Below are 16086 nucleotides of genomic sequence, written 5' to 3' on the forward strand. Positions count from 1 at the left end.
CGGCGTCTCCGACGAGACCTGGGCCGAAGTGCGCAAGCACTACGACGACGACCAGGTCGCCACGCTGGTCTGCCTGATCGCCCAGATCAACGCGGCCAACCGGCTCGGCGTGATGCTGCGCAATCCGGGCGGTTCCTACAAGGCCGGTACGTTCGCCAGCATGTCGAACTGATCCGCGGGCCCGGCCCTGATCACCCGATCCGGGCCGGGCCGCCCGGGTTCGGGTGAGCCGGTTGGGGGTTGGGCCGTCGCAGGCCTGGGCCACTCTTGATCTGTGGGCGCTGGGGCGCGCTCCGAGTGAGATCGGCGAGTCCTTCAGAGAGGCCCGGAACAATCACCGGCGGTGTCCACGAACTTCGTGCGGCCGCCGCCATGACCGTGTGACGCGGTTGCAGCCGGACCCGCCGGAAAGCCCGTGCAAGGGGGGCGAGTCCGTTCACTCTGGCAGGCGCGGCCGTCAGCCGGTGGCCTCTCTTCCTTACCGCTGTCGTCGTGGTGCCGCGCCGGTGTCCTCTTGTCGGTGGGGCCTGCGATCATCAGCGCAGTACTTGGGAAGGGCGATGCGCCCTGCATCGGCGGGAAGGGCCTTGATGTCTACCGATCTGTTCGGCGTGCGCGTCCTGGATGTCGACCGCGAGCGGCGACGCGTGCGTATCCGGGTTTTCGTCGTCTACTACGAGCCGTCCTGGGGGACGGACGATCTGCTGCCGAACGACGCGAGCTTCTTCTTCCGGGTGCTGTGGGAGGGCGCGGACGACGCTCGCGGGCACGATGGCGGGCCGCTGGCCGACCTGGTCGGGCTCGATGAGTTCCTCGACGAGGAGTGGGTCGACCGCCACACCCGCTTGTTCGTCGCGGGCGTGGAACGCGTGGTCACCCGCAACCACCCCCTGGACGACGACGCCTGGGACCGCCTGGCGATGTTCTACTACGAGCATGACGGCGGCTGGCAGGACGAGGACCTGCTCGCCCAGGGCGACTACGACGTCGAGGTCACCGATCCCCGCTGTCTGACCCCGCTGCGGCTCGGCCAGAGCTGGGGCTCCACGTCGTACGTGAGCAAGGCCGTGGAGGCGGTGGACGTCGAAAAGGAGTACGCCGCTCTGGCCGCGGGCGGGGACACACGTGCCGCGTTCGTCCTCGGCTGGTTCCGCCAGAAAGCGGGCGACGCCGCAGGCGCCGCCACGGCCTACCGGCTGGCGGCCGGCACGCAGGACCCGGACGAACGGATGAAAGCGCTGCTCTACCTCGGAGACCTGTACGCCGAGCAGGGCGACCCGCAGGCGGCCCGGGCGGCGTACGCGGAGAGCGTCGCCTGCCGGCCCGTCCCGGGAGACGGGCGATATGTCTCCCGGGTGGCTCTCAAGCTCGGCGTCCTCCTGCGGGCGAGCGGCGCGGAGGAGGAGGCGCGGGCCATGTTCACGCTCGCCGAACAGTCGGGCGGCATCGACCTGGTCCGGGAGGCCCGCCGGCTGGCCGGCACGGAGACCTGGGCCGAGCGGACCTGCCGCGCCCTCCGGGACACCGACCAGGACACGGCGTCGCGGGCGCTCACCGATGCCTGCGGGTCCGCCGCGGTGGCTCGGTTCGGCACGATACTGGCGCAACGGCAGTCCGATCGCGCCCGAGCCGCGCTGGCCTGTCTCACCGAACCCGCCGACTTGGAACGCGCCGCCGGTTTCGGCCTCGACCTCGCCACCGTCTGGACGCGCGAGAACGATGACTACGCCGTGAACATGGTCATCGACGTGGTGGTGGCGACCGGCAGGCCGGCCGAGGGATACCGCTTAGCCCTCGCCGAGGGCCTCATCGAGGCCGGGTCGGGACGCACGTCCTGCTCGGAGAAGGTCGCCTTCCAGCTGTTGCGCCTGCTGAAGGACAACAACGACCTCGACGGCCTCGCCCGGCTGGTACTGACGGCCGAACAGGCGCACCCGAGAGTGGCGGCGAACGCCTGCCACTTCCTCGGCCTCGCCGGCAAGGAAAGCAAGGACCTTCAGACGGCCGCCACCTGGCTGCGGCGCGGAGCCGCCCTCACCGAGCCCGACGAGGACGCGGCGGCGGGCCCCGCCTACGACCTCGGCATCGTCCGCGCGGAACAGGGCGACCTGGACGGCGCTCGCGCGGCGTTCAGCCAGGCCGAGAGGGGGTTCGTCTATCTCGGTGACCGCGTGCGGGCGGCGCTGAGCCTGGCGGGGTTGCTGGACGGGCGGGGCGAACACGTCGCGGCGGGCGCGGCCTGGACGCGGGCCGCGTTCCACCAGGCATGGCTCGACCTCGATATAGTGCAGGCTCAGTGGTCGATCCGCAGGCTCGGGGACCTTCTCGCCGGGGCCGGTGAGGAGGAGGCCGCGCGGACGGCGTACGAGCTGGCGGGCGAATCCCGGGAGCCGAGCACCGCGCCCGGAGCCGACGCCTGTGCCGCCTATCACTACGCCCGCTGGACCGTGGCCAGGGGCAACCGTGATTCGGCGCGCGCCATGCTGCGGACGATCGCCGATGGCGCCGGGCCGTACGCGGCGCGGGCAGCGGCGGTTCTCCGCAAGGCCGCGCGTTGACGGTTCGGCCCGGGCGAGCCGGTCAGTAGCCCGAACGCCCCACTCGGCCCAGCCCGCGGCGTGGCCCATGGCTGGTTCAATATCCACTCATGCAGACCCACGATGTGCAGATCGACGGCGACCTGGTGCGCAAACGCTTCATCGACGGCAAGCCTGGCGGCGCCGAACGGGAATGGCGGGCGCTGCAGCTGCTCGCGGAGCACGCGCCCGGGCTCGCGCCCTCACCCGTGGAGTACGGGACCGATCTGGTGGTGATGTCGCGCATCGAGGGCACGCCGCTCTTCCTGCTGCCTGCCGTACCGGAGAAGGAACTGGTGGAGGCGGTGGATCGGCTGCATAGCGCCGTGCCCCGGCAGGTACTCGACCAAGTACCGCAGCGGTTGTGGCCGGTGGAGCGGATCAGGGATCAATTGCTCGCGTGGGCCGGGCGATGGCAGCCGAAGAACGAGCTGGCAGACCAGGCCGTCAGAGAGGGCGCGCGGTGGCTGTCCGGGTGGGAGCCGGGCGAGCGTGGGGTTCGGCCGGTGTTCGGGGCCAGTGATGGCAACACGGCGAACTTCCTGTGGGACGGCGTGCGCGTCAGGATTGTCGATTTCGAGGAGTCGGGGCGCAGCGATCGGGCGACCGAGGTCGCGGAGATGGCGGAGCACGTGTCGTGCTGGGTCCATGGCGAGAGCGAGGTGTGTTTCGAACTCGACTCCGCCGAGGAGCGCAGGCTGTTGGAATGTCGCAGGCTGTTTGCGTTGCTGTGGGTCTTCCTGCTGAAGGACGAGGGGCCGAGAAATCCGCCCGGTACGTTCATGCGAGCGGTCGGGCGGGCTTTAGATCGCCTCGGTCGCCCAGGTAGGGGTCCCAGTAGCAATGGAGCAGAATCCAACGGTGTGCTGCTGACCTGCGGGAACTCCTTGAGAAACACGATCATGGGACGGCGGGCCCAGAGCCCATCCATGCAGGTCAGACCCATATCCGTTGGATTTTCCGCGATTGCTACTGGGGCCCCCTCCGAGCTGGCCTTCGGCGTCTTCCGGCTGCTGGGCTGGCAGTTCTCCCCACGGCTGGCCGATGTCGGCAGCGCCACCTTGTACCGGGCCGATCCGACCGCCTTCTACGGCCGTCTCAACACGATGATCAAAACCCGGGTGAACATCGGCCTCATCAACGACCACTGGGACGACCTGCTGCGCGTGGCCGGTTCGCTGCAGACCGGCAAGGTCCGCCCGGCCGAGCTGTTTCGCTACCTGACCGGCGGCGGCACCCCGACCCCGATCGGCCGCGCCCTGATAGAGCTGGGCAAACTGGATCGTTCGGTCTACCTGGCCTCCTACTTCAACGACGAACTGCTGCGCCGCCGGGTCAACACCCAGCTGAACCGGCAAGAAGCCCGCCACACCCTGGCCCGCAAGATCTTCCACGGGCAGAAGGGCGAACTGCGGCAGAAGTACAAGGAAGGCCAGGAAGATCAACTAGGGGCTTTGGGTTTGATGACCAACGTCTGCATTCTGTGGAACACGGTCTACACGGCCCGGGCGCTGGAGCAGATCCGTGCCGAGGGCAAGAAGATCGCCACCGCCGACATCGCCCGCCTGTCCCCGCTGGGCTTCGAGTGGCTCAACTTCCTGGGCCGCTATAACTTCTCCCTGCCCGAGACGGTCCGCGAGGGGAACTTCCGGCCGCTGCGCATCCCCGGCCAGCATTAATCCGAGGTCAAGGAGGAAGCCGTCCGCACGGTGGCGGACGTTATCTTGGGTGGCTCTCAGCGGTCAGGCATGTAAGGCATGTTGGCGTGTCCGAACGTACCTGACCGATATCTATGGGTTGTCAGGCATGTTGGTTCCGCACGAGACCCCTCCATGGGCACGTTCTCTCGTGCGGAATGGCAGCGCCTCGTCGCAGGCATTCTCGGATCCGCGTGTGCTCGTTTGCCGCCGTGTCTGCGGCGGGAGGGCGAGACTAGACCCATACGGAGCCCCGCCTTGTGTGTCGAACTGTCCTGAACGACTCGCGCACCGCAGGTGCCTCACACGGGCGGGCCCGCCTTGACGCGCCGCACCAGCCATTCCATCGACCCTCGGTGGCTGTGGAGGTGCTCCAGCCACCACGTGGCGCCGGCATCGGCGTAGGCCTGGACCGACGAGCCCGGCTCGCTTACCCCGATGACCGCCACCTCGAGGTCGCCTGCGTTTGCCCGGTACCGGCGCAGCTCACCGGCCTGGGTGGTCAGGGAGTCGGGTGAAAGCGTCATGCGGCCTTCCCGGTCGTCGCCGGCGACGATCCAGCCGTCCCAGCGCGCAGCACGCTGAAGCGCGCCCGGAGCCGTGCCGCCGATCCACACCGGCACCCGGGGCCGCTGGAGCGGCAGCGGCGCGAGCCGCACCCCGTCGACGGTGTAATAAGCGCCCCGGTGGTGCACCTCCTCACCGGACCAGAGCGAGGTCATCACGTCGAGTGCTTCGTCGAGCACGACCCGGCCGGGACGGGCTGAGCCAAAGGCGGTGAACTCCTGCTCCACGCCGCCCAGCCCGGCGCCCAGGATCGCGCGGCCGCCGCTCAGCCTGTCGAGCGTCGCCACCGTCTGGGCCAGACTTTCCGGACGATGCCGGGATACGGCCGTCACCGCCGTGCCGAGCCTGATGTGCGAGGTCACCTGCGCCGCCGCGGCCAGCGTCACCCACGGGTCGACCGATGGCATACCCCAGGTGAAGGCCAAGTGGTCCCACACCAGCACGGCGTCCCACCCAGCAGCCTCGGCCTCTCGGGCGAGAGTGACCAGGTGGGCCGGCTCCGCGAGGTCACCGAGGATCGCGACGTCGATGCCATAACGCATGAGGCCACCCAAGCACCCGGCACCGACAGTTTCTGGGGCCGCGATCGCGCACGCACCGAGTTCGACCCCATGACTGTCACACCGAGCGAGCTGCAGGTCGATCTACTTGCCGAACCTGCCTTACTGAGCTGACCAGCGGGAACGCTCAAAGACCCAAGATAACGATGGGCCCGCGCATGGCGGCCCCGATGGTATGGGAGCCTTCGGGTCAGTCGGCGGCTTGTTGGCGGTGGCGCAGCCAGTCCAGCTCTGACAGCCTCTGAAGCTCCCTCGGAGGCGATCAAACCCTATGTGAGCATTTCGTATATCGGTCTAGTGACCGACGCTCTGGTAGTGGTCAAGCTGACGCCTCCAAATAAGGTACGCCAGCGTGATCAGGACCACGCCCAGCAGCGGGCCGGCCAGCGCCCACGGGCTATCCAGCTTGCCCAGGACGACGCCGGCGGGCACGTAGGCCACGAAGGCGACCGGCAGCACGAAGGTGAGCAGCCACTCGGTCACGCCGCCGAACACCTTCATCGGATAGGAGCCGAACCTGCTGAAGACGTCGTCGACGAACACCCGCAGGGCGGAGGTGTCAACCATGCGCAGCGACAGTGCCGACAGTGCGAGGAAGAACGCTGCCTCGATGAGCGCGCCGCCCACGACGGCCACCACGCAGTAGGCGACCAACCAGGCGTTCCAGCCGACGGGCACGTTCCGGGCGGCGATGCTGAGCAGTGTCACGCCCACGAGCAGGTCGCCGAGTTGGCCCATGCCCATCTTATTGCCCATGAGCTGGACCAGGGGGTTGAGCGGGCGCAGGAGGAACCGGTCGAACTCCCCGTTGCGCACGACCCAGTGGATGTCGTGCACGCTGATCATGGGGATCATGGCCAGCGCGTGGGCCGTGAGGCGCAGGCCGTACAGGAAGGCGATCTCCGCCAGGCCCCAGCCCGCCAGTGAGGGGAAGGTGTTCATCACCACCCAGATGAAGGCGAATCCGGTGCCCTGCCAGAGCGCTCCGCTGAGGATGCCGATCCCGGTGTTCATCCGGTACTGCATGACACTGCGGGCGGAGGCCTGCTGGAGCAGGACGTACAGGCGCAGGGAACGCACGATATCAACCACCCTGGATCACCACCCTCCGATGCGCCCGGGACCAGGTCAGCGCAAGCAAGCCGCTCAGCGCAGCGATCCAGGCGACTTCGATCAGAACAGGGCCAGAGACGTCGGAGATGTGTCCGACGTAGATGGCCGCTGGCACGTAGCCCAGGTACTTGAAGGGCAGGATGTCGGCCAGCACGCCGAGGAAGCCGGGGAAGAAGGCGAGCGGCACCATCGTCCCGGCGAAGAACTGGTTGACCAGCCGGTAGAGCAGCGAGATTGCACCGGTCTCCATCGTCCAGAAGCCGATCAGGCTGATCAGCAGCGCCAATTGCACGGCGATCACGTATCCAAGCGCCAGCGTGATCAAGTAACCGAGCCCGTTGACCGGCACGGTGATCGAGCCGACCAGGAGGATCACCGGGATCACCGGGGCGAGCAGCAGCAGCCCGCCCAGGGTGTTGCCGACCTGGAAGGCGGCCATCTGTCTGAGGTAGCCGACAGGGCGGGCCAGGTCGAAGAAGACCATGCCGGTGCGGATGCGGTCGTGGATCGTCCGGGACACGAGAGTGTGGGTAGCAAAGGCTTGCAGGTTGGCCAGGGTGAGGTAGGCCAGCAGCGCCTCCAGCGTGAGTCCGGCGACGGCGGGGCGCGAGCCGTACACCGAGGTCCAGATCATGTGCAGCAGGAAGACCTGGGCGACCAGCGTCACGCAGGTCATGATGATGTTGCTGCGGTAGGCCAGGGCGAGGCGGAAGCCGATGCGCGTCATCGGGAGTAGATCCCTTTGATCACGCTCTCCAGGTCGGGTTCCACGATGGACAGGTCGCGGATGCTGTGTTCGGCGGAGATCGCGGCGATCATGCCGGGCAGGTCGTCGTGGATGTCGAAGACATAGCGTCCCTCGGTGTCCCGTGGCACGCCGCGCACCTCCTGCGGCTCGGATTCGAGCGTGACCATCAGCCGCCGGGGCTCGTTGACCAGAGCGTCGATAGCGCCGTCGAAGAGCACCTTGCCGTGGTCGATGAGGATGATCCGCTTGCAGAGCGCTTCGACGTCGGCCAGGTCGTGCGTGGTCAGGATGACGGTGGTGTGCTCGGTTCGGTTGGTCTCGACGATGAATTCGCGCACGGCCTCCTTGGCCAGCACGTCCAGCCCGACGGTCGGCTCGTCCAGATAGATCAGCCGCGGTTCGTATAACACGGCGGCGGCCAGGTCGCCGCGCATCCGCTGGCCCAGGCTGAGCTGGCGCACCGGCGTGTCGAGGAAGTCGTCCAGCGCGAGCAGGTCGCGCAGCTTCCTCAGCGACGTCTCGAACCGCGCGGCGGGAACGTCGTAGAGCGAGCCCACGAGCCGAAGCGACTCGATCAACGGCAGGTCCCACCACAACTGGCTGCGCTGGCCGAAGACGACGCCTACGTTGCGCGCGTTGGCCGAGCGGTCGCGCCACGGCACCAGGCCGCCGACCTCCACGGTGCCTCTCGTCGGGGTGAGGATGCCGGTGAGCATCTTGATCGTGGTGGACTTGCCGGCGCCGTTCGGTCCCAGGTAGCCGATCACTTCGCCCTCGTCGATCGCGAAGCTGACGTCCTCGACGGCGGTCTTCTCCTCGTACTGGCGGGTGACCAGCGTGTGCAACGCCCCCAGCGGACCGGAGAAGGTGCGTGGCCGACGGAAGACCTTGGTTAACCCCTCGACTCGGATCATGCAGAGATTCTTTTCTAAAGGGCACGCGCGATGTCAGTCATTTTCACGACCTTCCGGCCGGACTGAAGGGGTCGGCTCCTCTGTGGCCTTCCCCACTCGTGTCGCAAACGGACGCAATGTAGCGCTGGGTAGCCACTGGACTGCGCGTTCTCATAAATGATCTATTGCCAGAGAAGATCACCAGACGGCCCAGGAGGCCGGTTCCGATCGCCGGAGAGGGCCGATTTCTTCTCAGAACTCGTTCTCATGCAAGTCAGCCGATCGCCGGATTCCGGGAAATGTTTTTGAGAAAATCTGCGGCATGCCCCACGCCTCGAAACGTGCGGAAAGCGCCGAATCCACCTTGCCGTCCGATATCGGCGAGGAAATCACCCGCGACGCGGATGACGTCGAGCGTCATCCGTGCCCGCGATTCGCCGTCGCGGCCGGTTCGCCGTGCCGGTCGCGTTCGGGCGCGGTGGCCGGCACCTACCACACGGGCCGATTCACGAAAGTCGCCCGGCTGGCAAAGCTGCTGCGGGTTCTGACTCCGGCCAACCGCAACCCGGGCCAGCCGTGGCGGCCGGGTACCCCGCCGCCTCCGCCGCTCACCGACGACCGGCCGTCGGCGGACATCCGGATCGGCTACGCCCGCTGCTCCGCCCTCACCCAGGAACTGCAGTCACAGCTGGACGCGCTGGCCGCGCACGGGATCGGTCGCGAGAAGATCTTCTCCGAGAAGATCTCGACCCGGGTCAAGGTACGCCCGCAGTTCGAGGCGGCGCTCGCGCTGGCCCGGCAGATCAAGGCGCACGCCCCGCACTGCCGGGTCATCCTGACGGTGTATGAGATGAAGCGGCTGGGCCGCGACGCCGCCGAGCTGACCGCGCTGGCCGACCACCTGACCGCGCACGGCCTGGTGCTGGAGATGCTCGCCGGGCCACTGGCTGGCATCTACGATCCGGCTGGGCCGGGCCGGATGCTGTTCGCGTTCTTCGCCGCGATGGCCGAAACCGAACGCGAAGCCATCCGCGAGGCCACCCTGGAGGGCCTGGACGCCGCCGCCCGCAAGGGCAGGCACGGCGGCCGACCTGCGGTGATCACCGACGACATGCTGCACACCGTGCTGCGCCGCAAGGCCGCCGGGGAACGCGTCGAAGACATCCGCACGGACCTGATCATCCCCACCGGGAGGCGCAAGGGCGAGAACCCGTCGCTGGCCAGCATCTACCGGGCCCTGGCCGAGCACGACAAGATGCAGGCCTACCCCGAGGCCGTTGAGGCCGCCCACGCCGACTTCGCCGCCTTGCACGCCGCCGGTCGACCGAGGTGACGCCGTGAGGCCCTGGTGAGCCCGCTGGTGAGGCCATCTCCGCCCGGCGGGTGTGTGGTGCCCGGAAGATGGCTGGGAAATGCGGTGGCTGCGAAACCGGGCAGGACCGTAGCGTCTCATGATGTGGTTACTCAGGAAGAACATGATCTACGCCAGCTGGTGGAGTGGTTAGCCCGCATCGACCGCTGGCAGCACCTGACGGGCGAGCAGCCGGATGCCTGGCGGGTCGACCCGCGTAGCGCGTTGGCCGGCGACGACGCCAAGACCGACCCGTACCAGGTCTCGCACGCGGCCTGGCATGCGCTCACCGTGGCCGTCGATCACCTGGGCTGCCTGAAGTCCTCGCTGCTGGGCGACGTGAACGGGGAGCGCGCCGAGGTGCGCATCCACACCCACGCCCAGTCCTCACTGATCCGCGGCGCGATCGAGAACGCCGCTCGCGCCGTGTGGCTGGTCGGCCCGAAGGACCGCCTGACCCGCATCAGCCGGCCGCTGGCGCTGCAGGCCAAGGAGACCAGGGACTCCTTCCGGATGCGGGCCCTGGTTCAGCAGCCCGCCGCGCAGACCCAGGAACAGCGCCTGCAACGGCTGACCGGCCTGCTGATCGCCGCCGGCACGCCCGAGGAGCAGACCAAGGCGGCGCTGAAGAACCCCGCCTATAGCCACATCGTGCGCGGCGCCGGAGATCTGACGCCGCTGGGCGCCGATGTGGCCCAGGTGGTCTGGAGCGGCTGCAGCGCGTTGGCCCACGGCGACGCGTTCGGCACGCTGTCGATCCTGGATCGGCAGATCGTGGCCAAGGCCGGCGACGTGGCCACCATCCGCATCACCGGCTCCATCAGCAGCCTGTTCTGGTGCACCGTGACCGCCACCGTCATGATCGAGCAGGGCTTCCAGCTCTACCGGCAACGCAGCGCCTGCCACCGATGACCGAACCCGAGCTGCAGGTGAGCGCGGGCCGCCACAGCAGCGCAGCGCCCCGCACCCGGAGGTACCCGACGGCGCGCCCTACCTTCCGCGCGGGGGCCTGGCGCGCGCCCCATGTGGCGGTACGGGATCGTAGAGAGCCCGTACCGCGCAGACGGCGCGGACGCCGAGCCGACAGGAGTGTGGTGGGCGGTGAGGATGCGTACCGCCACCCTCTACAAGGTGCTCGCGGCGCTGATGGCGCTCATGGCGGCCGCCCTGGTGCTGCTCACTCACACCACCGCCCTGGGCGCGCTGTCCTTGCCCGGCCCGGCGCAGACCGTCGCCGGGGTCGCCGCCGGGTTCGGCATCGGCGTGGTCGCGGCCATCATGGGCGTGGCCGGCGGTGAGCTGCTGATCCCTGCGATCGTGCTGCTCTACTCCCTCGACATCAAGACCGCCGGCAGCATGTCCCTGGTCGTGTCCCTGCCCACCATGCTGGTCGCCTTCGCCCGCTACAGCCGCGACGGCAGCTTCGCCGTCCTGCGCGCCAACCTCCGCTTCGCCGCCGTCATGGTCGGCTCCATCACCGGCGCTCTGCTCGGCGGCCTCCTGCTCGGCGCCATTCCGGACCTGGTCCTCATCCCCGCCCTGGCCGTCGTCCTGCTGATCTCGGCCATCAAGATGGCCCGCCACACCTGACCATTTGCGACACACCGGCGCGAACACCGTCCCTCGTACCGGTTGGCCGCGCGGCGAAGAACACCTCCTCCCTTCCCCTCAGCTCCCTGCGTGCGATGGAACGGAATCCGGCGTTAACCACGTCTGGAAGACCGCAACGGCAGGGGTTCACTGACCTGGGAGAACCCCGTTAACGCCGGATTCCGTTCCAAATCTCTCTGACCCCCGCTTCTGCCGAGACCACCCAGCTGTACGCGCTGCTGGACGACAAGGTCACCGACGCCGAGATCCGCGCAGCCCGACGACGCCGAACCGCCGGGCGATGAACCGACGGATCACCAATACCCACGACCAAGATCATTCTCAGCGATAACCGCTGTCCGCAGGTTCCCCAGCCCCGTGGAAGTCGCCGACGGCGAGTCGGTCACTGAGGCCGCCCGCACGCTCGAGATCGGTCGCTCCACTGCGTACGAAGCGCTGGCTCAACGCTGACCTGCGGTTATGTCGTCCCGCGGCCCGTTTCCGCCGTATTCCGGTGGCACCCGCTGCCGGGGTGAGCTGCTCCTCGGCCGGGAGACGGACCCCCTCGAACGGTCGGACGCCCACAGCGCGGTCGCATTCCTCGGCCGTGACCCGGCCCAGCTGCCACGCGATCTTGATCACCTGGCGCAGCGCGGTCATGTGCTTGTTGCGGTAGGTAGGTGACCACGGACGGTGCTCACCGGTCCTGGAATCGAAAACGACCTGCTCCTCCAGGCGGGCGCGGACATAGACAGTGTGCTCGGCCCGCAGCACGCGTTGCTCAGCGCCACCGAGATCTTCCGTGGCGCCAGCGACGGCGAACATGACCCGGTACTCGACGGCTCCAGAACGAGGTTGAGCCCGGTGCGCCGGTCAAACAGATGGACGCCGGATGAGGTCTGGCCGAACCTTGAGCGGAAGCACCGAAATATCCTGCCAGAACCGACCTTGAGATGACCATGGCGCACGGCTGCCGTCCGCGTTATGCGAGGCCGGCTGGCGGTGCGTCGCCCGGCTTGGAGCCGTCTGGGGTGGGACTTCGACCGGATGACGGACGTGCCGATTCGATGACATCGGCGGTAGCGGCGGGATCACCTGTACCGGGGCCGGCGTGTTCGGGCAGGCGTGAGCTCTCCTGCTCGTGCAGCAGGGCCTGCGCCACCGCAGCGGCGGTGACGGCCTCCTCGCGCTGCCGCTGAGCGGTCTTCAGCGCGCTGGCGAGGCTGGCAAGTTCGCCACGCAGTCGATCGGCCTCTCCGGCGGCGTCGGTCCGGGCTTGGGCGGCGGCCTCGCGGGCCTGCTCGGCCACGGCGGCCGCAGTGACGGCTTGCTCGCGCCGCTGCTGTTCGGTGGCCAGCGCCTGGCGCAGCCGGTCGGCCTCCTCGGCGTGCACCCCGGCCATGCCGCGTGCTTGGTCGCGTTCCTGCTCGGCTTTCCGGGCCCGGGCTTCCTGTTCCTTCAGTTGGCGACGGAGGTTGGCGAGTTCGTGCTGCTGTTCACCGGTCTGCTGTTCCAGTTCGGTGATGCGCGCGGTCGCGGTGGCGTGCAGGTCGGTGAGTTCGGTGGTCCGCCGGTGGGCGGCGTCCCGGTCGTGCTCGGCCTGACGCTGCCGGTCGGCGGCTGCGGTGGCGAGCCGCTCGGCTTGGGTGCGGGCGTTCTGGTGCTCGCCGACCTGTCGCCAGGCGTCTTGCTCGCGCTCTTCGGCACGGTCGCGGGTGGTCTCGGCCTGGGCGCGGGCCTGGTCTGCGGCGGCGATCCGGGTGGTGGCGGTGTTGGCCGCGGTCGTGGCGCGTTGCTCGGCCGCCGCGGCGGCGGCGCGGGCTTCCTCGGCGGCCTGCTCGGCGGCCTCCACCTGGGCCAGCGCGCCGCTGTTCAGCTCAGCGAGCTGCGCGCTTAGCGCCTCCTGGGCAGCCTGCCACTGCTCGCCAGCCGCCAGCAGCGGGGCGAGCAAATCCTGAGTGCGCAGCAGCGCGTTCGCTATGGGGGCGGCCTGCGCGGTGGTGCGCGCCCGGTAAGCGGCCGCCCGGCAGGCGTCGCTGCAGTACCGGGCCCGGCTGCTGCGCCCGGGCAGGGCCTTGGCACAGCCCGGGCCGGCACACCGCAGCTGCTCGGTGATTCCGTTTGTCCCGCTATCGGCCTGGTCGTCACGTTCGGCCGGTACGTCCGCCGGCACAGTTTTCTGATCGTTTGCCACAAGCAGCAGGCTAGCGTTCGCAGCGTTCGATCGCAGCATTTACGGGCGTTCGCAAACGCTAATATTCGAGTGGCTGACCCATGATAACCTTCCTTATCGCGGGTCAGAAACGCGGCACCGGACCGGTGCCACAGCGGGCGGGAGACGGGGCGTGCACGACGAGCGGGAGGCGCTGCCGGCCCCGGTGGCGGGGGAGCGGCCGCCGATTTACCCGCTTGCAGAGAATACGGCGCACGACGGCGGGCATACCGCCGCCGACTACACGCTCAGCGCCCGCACCCGGGAGCGGATCGCCGACGGCGTGCCGGCCAACACCCGCCGCGCCTACACCCGGCAATGGGCCGCCTTCACCGCCTGGTGCGCCGAGCATGGCCGGATCGCGCTGCCCGCCACCGCGCACACGCTGGCCGAATACACCTCGGCGCTGTGCGAGGGCGGCCAGGCCCCGGCCAGCATCGAGCAGGCCATCGCCGCCGTGCGCACCATGCACCGGCTGGCCGGCCACCCCGCACAGCCCGCCACCGAAACCGCCCGCCTGGCGCTGCGCGCCTACAAACGCCAGCGCGCCGAGGCCGGCGGTCGCGGCCAGCGCGAGGCCCCGCCCGTCACCATCGACGCGCTGCGCGCCATGGTCAGCGCCTGCGACCTGACGACGCTGATCGGGCGGCGCGACCGGCTGCTGCTGGTGCTCGGCCTGGCATTGATGGGCCGGCGCAGCGAACTCGTCGCCCTGCAGCGGGAGGACGTGCGCGAGGTCGCCGACGGCATCGAGGTCACCATCCGCACCTCCAAGACCGACAAGGACTCGGCCGGCGAGACCATCGCCATCCCGCGCGGCAGCCATCCACTGACCGACCCGGTCGCCGCCTGGCGCGACTGGCTGCACGTGCTGGACCAGGCCGGACACGCCTCCGGGCGGCTGCTGCGCCGCATCGACCGGCACGGCACGATCGGGCCCTCGCTCGGCGCCGACGCCGTCAACACCATCGTCCGCGACCTCGCCGTCCGCGCCCGCGTGCCCTCGGCCGACACCTTCACCGCGCACAGCCTGCGTGCCGGCGGCGCCACCGTGGCCTACGCCGCCGGCGTCCCGGTCGCGGTCATCGCCAAGCACGGCCGCTGGGCGCCCGCCTCACCGGTGGTCTTGCGGTACATCAGGGCCGTGGACCGCTGGCGCGACAACGCCATGCGCAACGTGGGGCTCTGACCAGCAAAAACGCACAGAACAGCAGACGCGCAGACCGAGTCAGGCTCATCCACCGCCCCCATCGACACCACCGGTATCGTGCACCTGGCCTGACCCGGGCAACTGTCAACGGCCAAGTGCGTGTCGCCGCTGGTGGCCAGGTAGAAGTCCCCATCTCTTCGAAGTTGACTACTTCTTGGTCAGGCGTGCTGGTGTCCTGGTTCGTGCCTGTTTCATGCGGAAGGACTCGCCCTCGGTGACCACGACGATGCTGTGGTGCAGCAGCCGGTCCAGCAGGCTGACGGCGGTGGTGTGTTCGGGCAGGAAGCGTCCCCACTGGTCGAAGGGCCAGTGGGGAGCCGATGCCGAGGGCGCGGCGTTCGTAGGCGGCGGCGACGAACCGGAACAGCAGCCGGGCGCCGGTGTCATCGAGTGGGGCGAAGCCGACCTCGTCGATGATGATCAGGTCGTCGCGTAGCAGGTTCTCGATGACGCGGCCGACGGAGTTGTCGGCCAGTCCGCGATAGAGCGTTTCGACCAGTTCGGCCGCCGGCGGTGAAGTAGCGGACCTTGTGTCCGGCCTGGATGGCGGCGACGCCGAGTGCGATGAGGCTGTGGGACTTGCCGGTGCCGGCCGGGCCGACCGCGCAGTAGTTCTCCGCCGCGCGGATCCATTCCAGCGAGGCGAGGTAGTCGAACGTCGCTTTCGGGATGGAGGAGGCCGCGACGTCGAACTCCTCGATGGTCTTGAGCACGGGGAAGGCGGCGGCCTTCATCCGGGCGCGGGCGTTGGAGGCATCACGCGCGGCCAGTTCGGCATCGATGAGCGTGCGCAGGAACTCCTCAGGGTTCCAGCGCTGGGTGCGGGCGGTGAGGAGCAGTTCGGGCGCCAGGCGGCGGATCGTGGACAGCTTCAGGCGGCGCAGCCCGCCGTCCAGGTCGGCGGCCAGTGGCGCGGGCGTGGGGGCGGTCATGACACCTGTCCGATCTTGTCCAGGGTGTACTCGGTCAGCGACCGGGTCGGGACCGGCGGCAGCTCCAGCACCAGCGCCTGGCCGGCGGGCGCCGGTTGCGGGGTGCCTGCGCCGGCGGCCAGGATCGAGCGGACGTCCTCGGCTCGCCAGCGGCGGAAGGTCACCGCCCGTTCCAGCGCCGCGATCAGCTTCTGCTCGCCGTGTGCGGCCTTGGCCGGGCGCAGAAAACAATCTTCGTTGCCCGCCATCTCCGGCTTCGCGAGTTGCAGCGGGAGATTCAGGAAGGGCTCAACGTGGTGGGGTCCTCCAACGGAGCGAACTTGGTGATCTTCTACGGCAAGGGCGGCGACATCGCCACCAACCGGCGCGAGGAGCTGGAGATGAGCGTGTTGTGCCTGCGCATCCTGCAGGCCGCGCCCGTGTACATCGACACCCTGATGCTCCAGGACGTGCTCGCCGACCCCGAATGGGCCGAACTGCTCAAGCCCGCCGATCGGCGCGGACTGACCCCGCTGTTCTGGCAGCACGTCCAGCCCTACGGCGAGGTGCGGCTGGACGTGGCCAAGCGTCTACCACTGGGCAGCGGCGAGCGCGCCGCCCAGCGCGAACCGGAGTAGCCCAGATCTTGCGGTTCTTC

General features: G+C 69.0%; 15 protein-coding genes and 3 pseudogenes. 8 read left to right on the top strand and 10 right to left on the bottom strand.

The features are described 5' to 3' along the window. The first annotated feature begins 28 nt into the window (after positions 1-28). The 3 genes from AB0C27_RS42300 to AB0C27_RS42310 all read left to right on the top strand — a co-directional run bounded on the left by AB0C27_RS42300 (position 29) and on the right by AB0C27_RS42310 (position 4255). Positions 29-172, top strand: a complete 144-nt coding sequence (locus AB0C27_RS42300; protein ID WP_357857008.1) for a hypothetical protein — start codon at positions 29-31, stop codon at positions 170-172. A gap of 418 nt (positions 173-590) precedes the next feature. Then, on the top strand, positions 591-2558 hold the full coding sequence (locus AB0C27_RS42305; protein ID WP_357857010.1) for a tetratricopeptide repeat protein: 1968 nt from the start codon (positions 591-593) through the stop codon (positions 2556-2558). A gap of 89 nt (positions 2559-2647) precedes the next feature. Next, a complete protein-coding gene (locus tag AB0C27_RS42310) occupies positions 2648-4255 on the top strand; it encodes a Tn3 family transposase (protein WP_357857013.1) in 1608 nt (535 codons plus the stop codon). A 320-nt stretch (positions 4256-4575) separates the two neighbouring features. Here the strand turns inward: AB0C27_RS42310 and AB0C27_RS42315 are convergent, their stop codons facing one another. The 4 genes from AB0C27_RS42315 to AB0C27_RS42330 form a co-directional block, all read right to left on the bottom strand. Beyond that, complete coding sequence (locus tag AB0C27_RS42315) at positions 4576-5382, bottom strand: LLM class flavin-dependent oxidoreductase (protein WP_357857016.1); 807 nt, start codon at positions 5380-5382, stop codon at positions 4576-4578. Positions 5383-5694: 312 nt separating this feature from the next. Then, the gene (locus tag AB0C27_RS42320; protein WP_357857019.1) at positions 5695-6480 is read right to left on the bottom strand and encodes an ABC-2 family transporter protein; all 786 of its coding nucleotides are present in this window, start codon (positions 6478-6480) and stop codon (positions 5695-5697) included. Between the two features lie 4 nt (positions 6481-6484). Continuing rightward, positions 6485-7240 carry an ABC-2 family transporter protein gene (locus tag AB0C27_RS42325; protein ID WP_357857022.1) on the bottom strand — a complete coding sequence of 252 codons (756 nt, stop codon included), beginning with the start codon at positions 7238-7240 and terminating at the stop codon, positions 6485-6487. Beyond that, a complete protein-coding gene (locus AB0C27_RS42330; protein WP_357857025.1) occupies positions 7237-8175 on the bottom strand; it encodes an ATP-binding cassette domain-containing protein in 939 nt (312 codons plus the stop codon). Before AB0C27_RS42330 ends, AB0C27_RS42325 begins: the two co-directional genes overlap by 4 nt. 301 nt (positions 8176-8476) lie before the next feature. On the opposite strand from AB0C27_RS42330, the gene AB0C27_RS42335 reads away from it, so the two are divergent. The 3 genes from AB0C27_RS42335 to AB0C27_RS42345 all read left to right on the top strand — a co-directional run bounded on the left by AB0C27_RS42335 (position 8477) and on the right by AB0C27_RS42345 (position 11095). After that, positions 8477-9487, top strand: coding sequence for a recombinase family protein (locus tag AB0C27_RS42335; protein ID WP_357857028.1), 1011 nt, complete (start codon positions 8477-8479; stop codon positions 9485-9487). A gap of 159 nt (positions 9488-9646) precedes the next feature. Then, the gene (locus AB0C27_RS42340) at positions 9647-10417 is read left to right on the top strand and encodes a hypothetical protein (RefSeq protein ID WP_357857031.1); all 771 of its coding nucleotides are present in this window, start codon (positions 9647-9649) and stop codon (positions 10415-10417) included. A 111-nt stretch (positions 10418-10528) separates the two neighbouring features. Beyond that, on the top strand, positions 10529-11095 hold the full coding sequence (locus tag AB0C27_RS42345; RefSeq protein WP_357857034.1) for a sulfite exporter TauE/SafE family protein: 567 nt from the start codon (positions 10529-10531) through the stop codon (positions 11093-11095). A 342-nt stretch (positions 11096-11437) separates the two neighbouring features. Here AB0C27_RS42345 and AB0C27_RS42350 read toward each other — a convergent pair whose 3' ends face one another. Then, positions 11438-11920, bottom strand: a complete 483-nt coding sequence (locus tag AB0C27_RS42350) for a hypothetical protein (RefSeq protein ID WP_357857037.1) — start codon at positions 11918-11920, stop codon at positions 11438-11440. A gap of 157 nt (positions 11921-12077) precedes the next feature. After that, complete coding sequence (locus AB0C27_RS42355) at positions 12078-13289, bottom strand: hypothetical protein (protein WP_357857040.1); 1212 nt, start codon at positions 13287-13289, stop codon at positions 12078-12080. A 151-nt stretch (positions 13290-13440) separates the two neighbouring features. On the opposite strand from AB0C27_RS42355, the gene AB0C27_RS42360 reads away from it, so the two are divergent. Continuing rightward, positions 13441-14496, top strand: a complete 1056-nt coding sequence (locus tag AB0C27_RS42360) for a tyrosine-type recombinase/integrase (RefSeq protein ID WP_357857043.1) — start codon at positions 13441-13443, stop codon at positions 14494-14496. 168 nt (positions 14497-14664) lie between these two features. On the opposite strand, the gene AB0C27_RS42365 is transcribed toward AB0C27_RS42360, so the two are convergent. The 4 genes and pseudogenes from AB0C27_RS42365 to AB0C27_RS42380 form a co-directional block, all read right to left on the bottom strand. Continuing rightward, positions 14665-14904, bottom strand: a complete 240-nt coding sequence (locus tag AB0C27_RS42365) for an ATP-binding protein (protein ID WP_357857046.1) — start codon at positions 14902-14904, stop codon at positions 14665-14667. Next, positions 14879-15016: pseudogene (locus AB0C27_RS42370) on the bottom strand (ATP-binding protein); the annotation flags it as partial. The pseudogene AB0C27_RS42370 and the gene AB0C27_RS42365, both read right to left, overlap by 26 nt. Positions 15017-15038: 22 nt before the next feature. Continuing rightward, positions 15039-15449, bottom strand: a pseudogene (locus AB0C27_RS42375) (ATP-binding protein); the annotation flags it as partial. Then, positions 15446-15658: pseudogene (locus AB0C27_RS42380) on the bottom strand (IS21 family transposase); the annotation flags it as partial. The pseudogenes AB0C27_RS42380 and AB0C27_RS42375, both read right to left, overlap by 4 nt. Here AB0C27_RS42380 and AB0C27_RS42385 point away from each other — a divergent pair. After that, positions 15650-16066 (top strand): Tn3 family transposase, encoded by a 417-nt coding sequence (locus tag AB0C27_RS42385; RefSeq protein ID WP_357857049.1) that lies wholly within the window; start codon positions 15650-15652, stop codon positions 16064-16066. The pseudogene AB0C27_RS42380 and the gene AB0C27_RS42385 sit on opposite strands and share 9 nt — an antisense overlap. Positions 16067-16086 lie beyond the last annotated feature (20 nt).

This window comes from Nonomuraea sp. NPDC048882, assembly GCF_040649755.1.
GTDB classification, from domain to species: Bacteria; Actinomycetota; Actinomycetes; order Streptosporangiales; family Streptosporangiaceae; genus Nonomuraea; species Nonomuraea maheshkhaliensis.

What these genes read in the sequence shown, in the direction of transcription:
- AB0C27_RS42305 (WP_357857010.1), top strand. Translation starts at nt 591, where the DNA reads ATGTCTACCGATCTGTTCGGCGTGCGCGTCCTGGATGTCGACCGCGAG.
- AB0C27_RS42310 (WP_357857013.1), top strand. Translation starts at nt 2,648, where the DNA reads ATGCAGACCCACGATGTGCAGATCGACGGCGACCTGGTGCGCAAACGC.
- AB0C27_RS42315 (WP_357857016.1), bottom strand. Translation starts at nt 5,382, where the DNA reads ATGCGTTATGGCATCGACGTCGCGATCCTCGGTGACCTCGCGGAGCCG.
- AB0C27_RS42325 (WP_357857022.1), bottom strand. Translation starts at nt 7,240, where the DNA reads ATGACGCGCATCGGCTTCCGCCTCGCCCTGGCCTACCGCAGCAACATC.
- AB0C27_RS42330 (WP_357857025.1), bottom strand. Translation starts at nt 8,175, where the DNA reads ATGATCCGAGTCGAGGGGTTAACCAAGGTCTTCCGTCGGCCACGCACC.
- AB0C27_RS42335 (WP_357857028.1), top strand. Translation starts at nt 8,477, where the DNA reads ATGCCCCACGCCTCGAAACGTGCGGAAAGCGCCGAATCCACCTTGCCG.
- AB0C27_RS42345 (WP_357857034.1), top strand. Translation starts at nt 10,529, where the DNA reads ATGTGGCGGTACGGGATCGTAGAGAGCCCGTACCGCGCAGACGGCGCG.
- AB0C27_RS42350 (WP_357857037.1), bottom strand. Translation starts at nt 11,920, where the DNA reads ATGTTCGCCGTCGCTGGCGCCACGGAAGATCTCGGTGGCGCTGAGCAA.
- AB0C27_RS42365 (WP_357857046.1), bottom strand. Translation starts at nt 14,904, where the DNA reads ATGACACCGGCGCCCGGCTGCTGTTCCGGTTCGTCGCCGCCGCCTACG.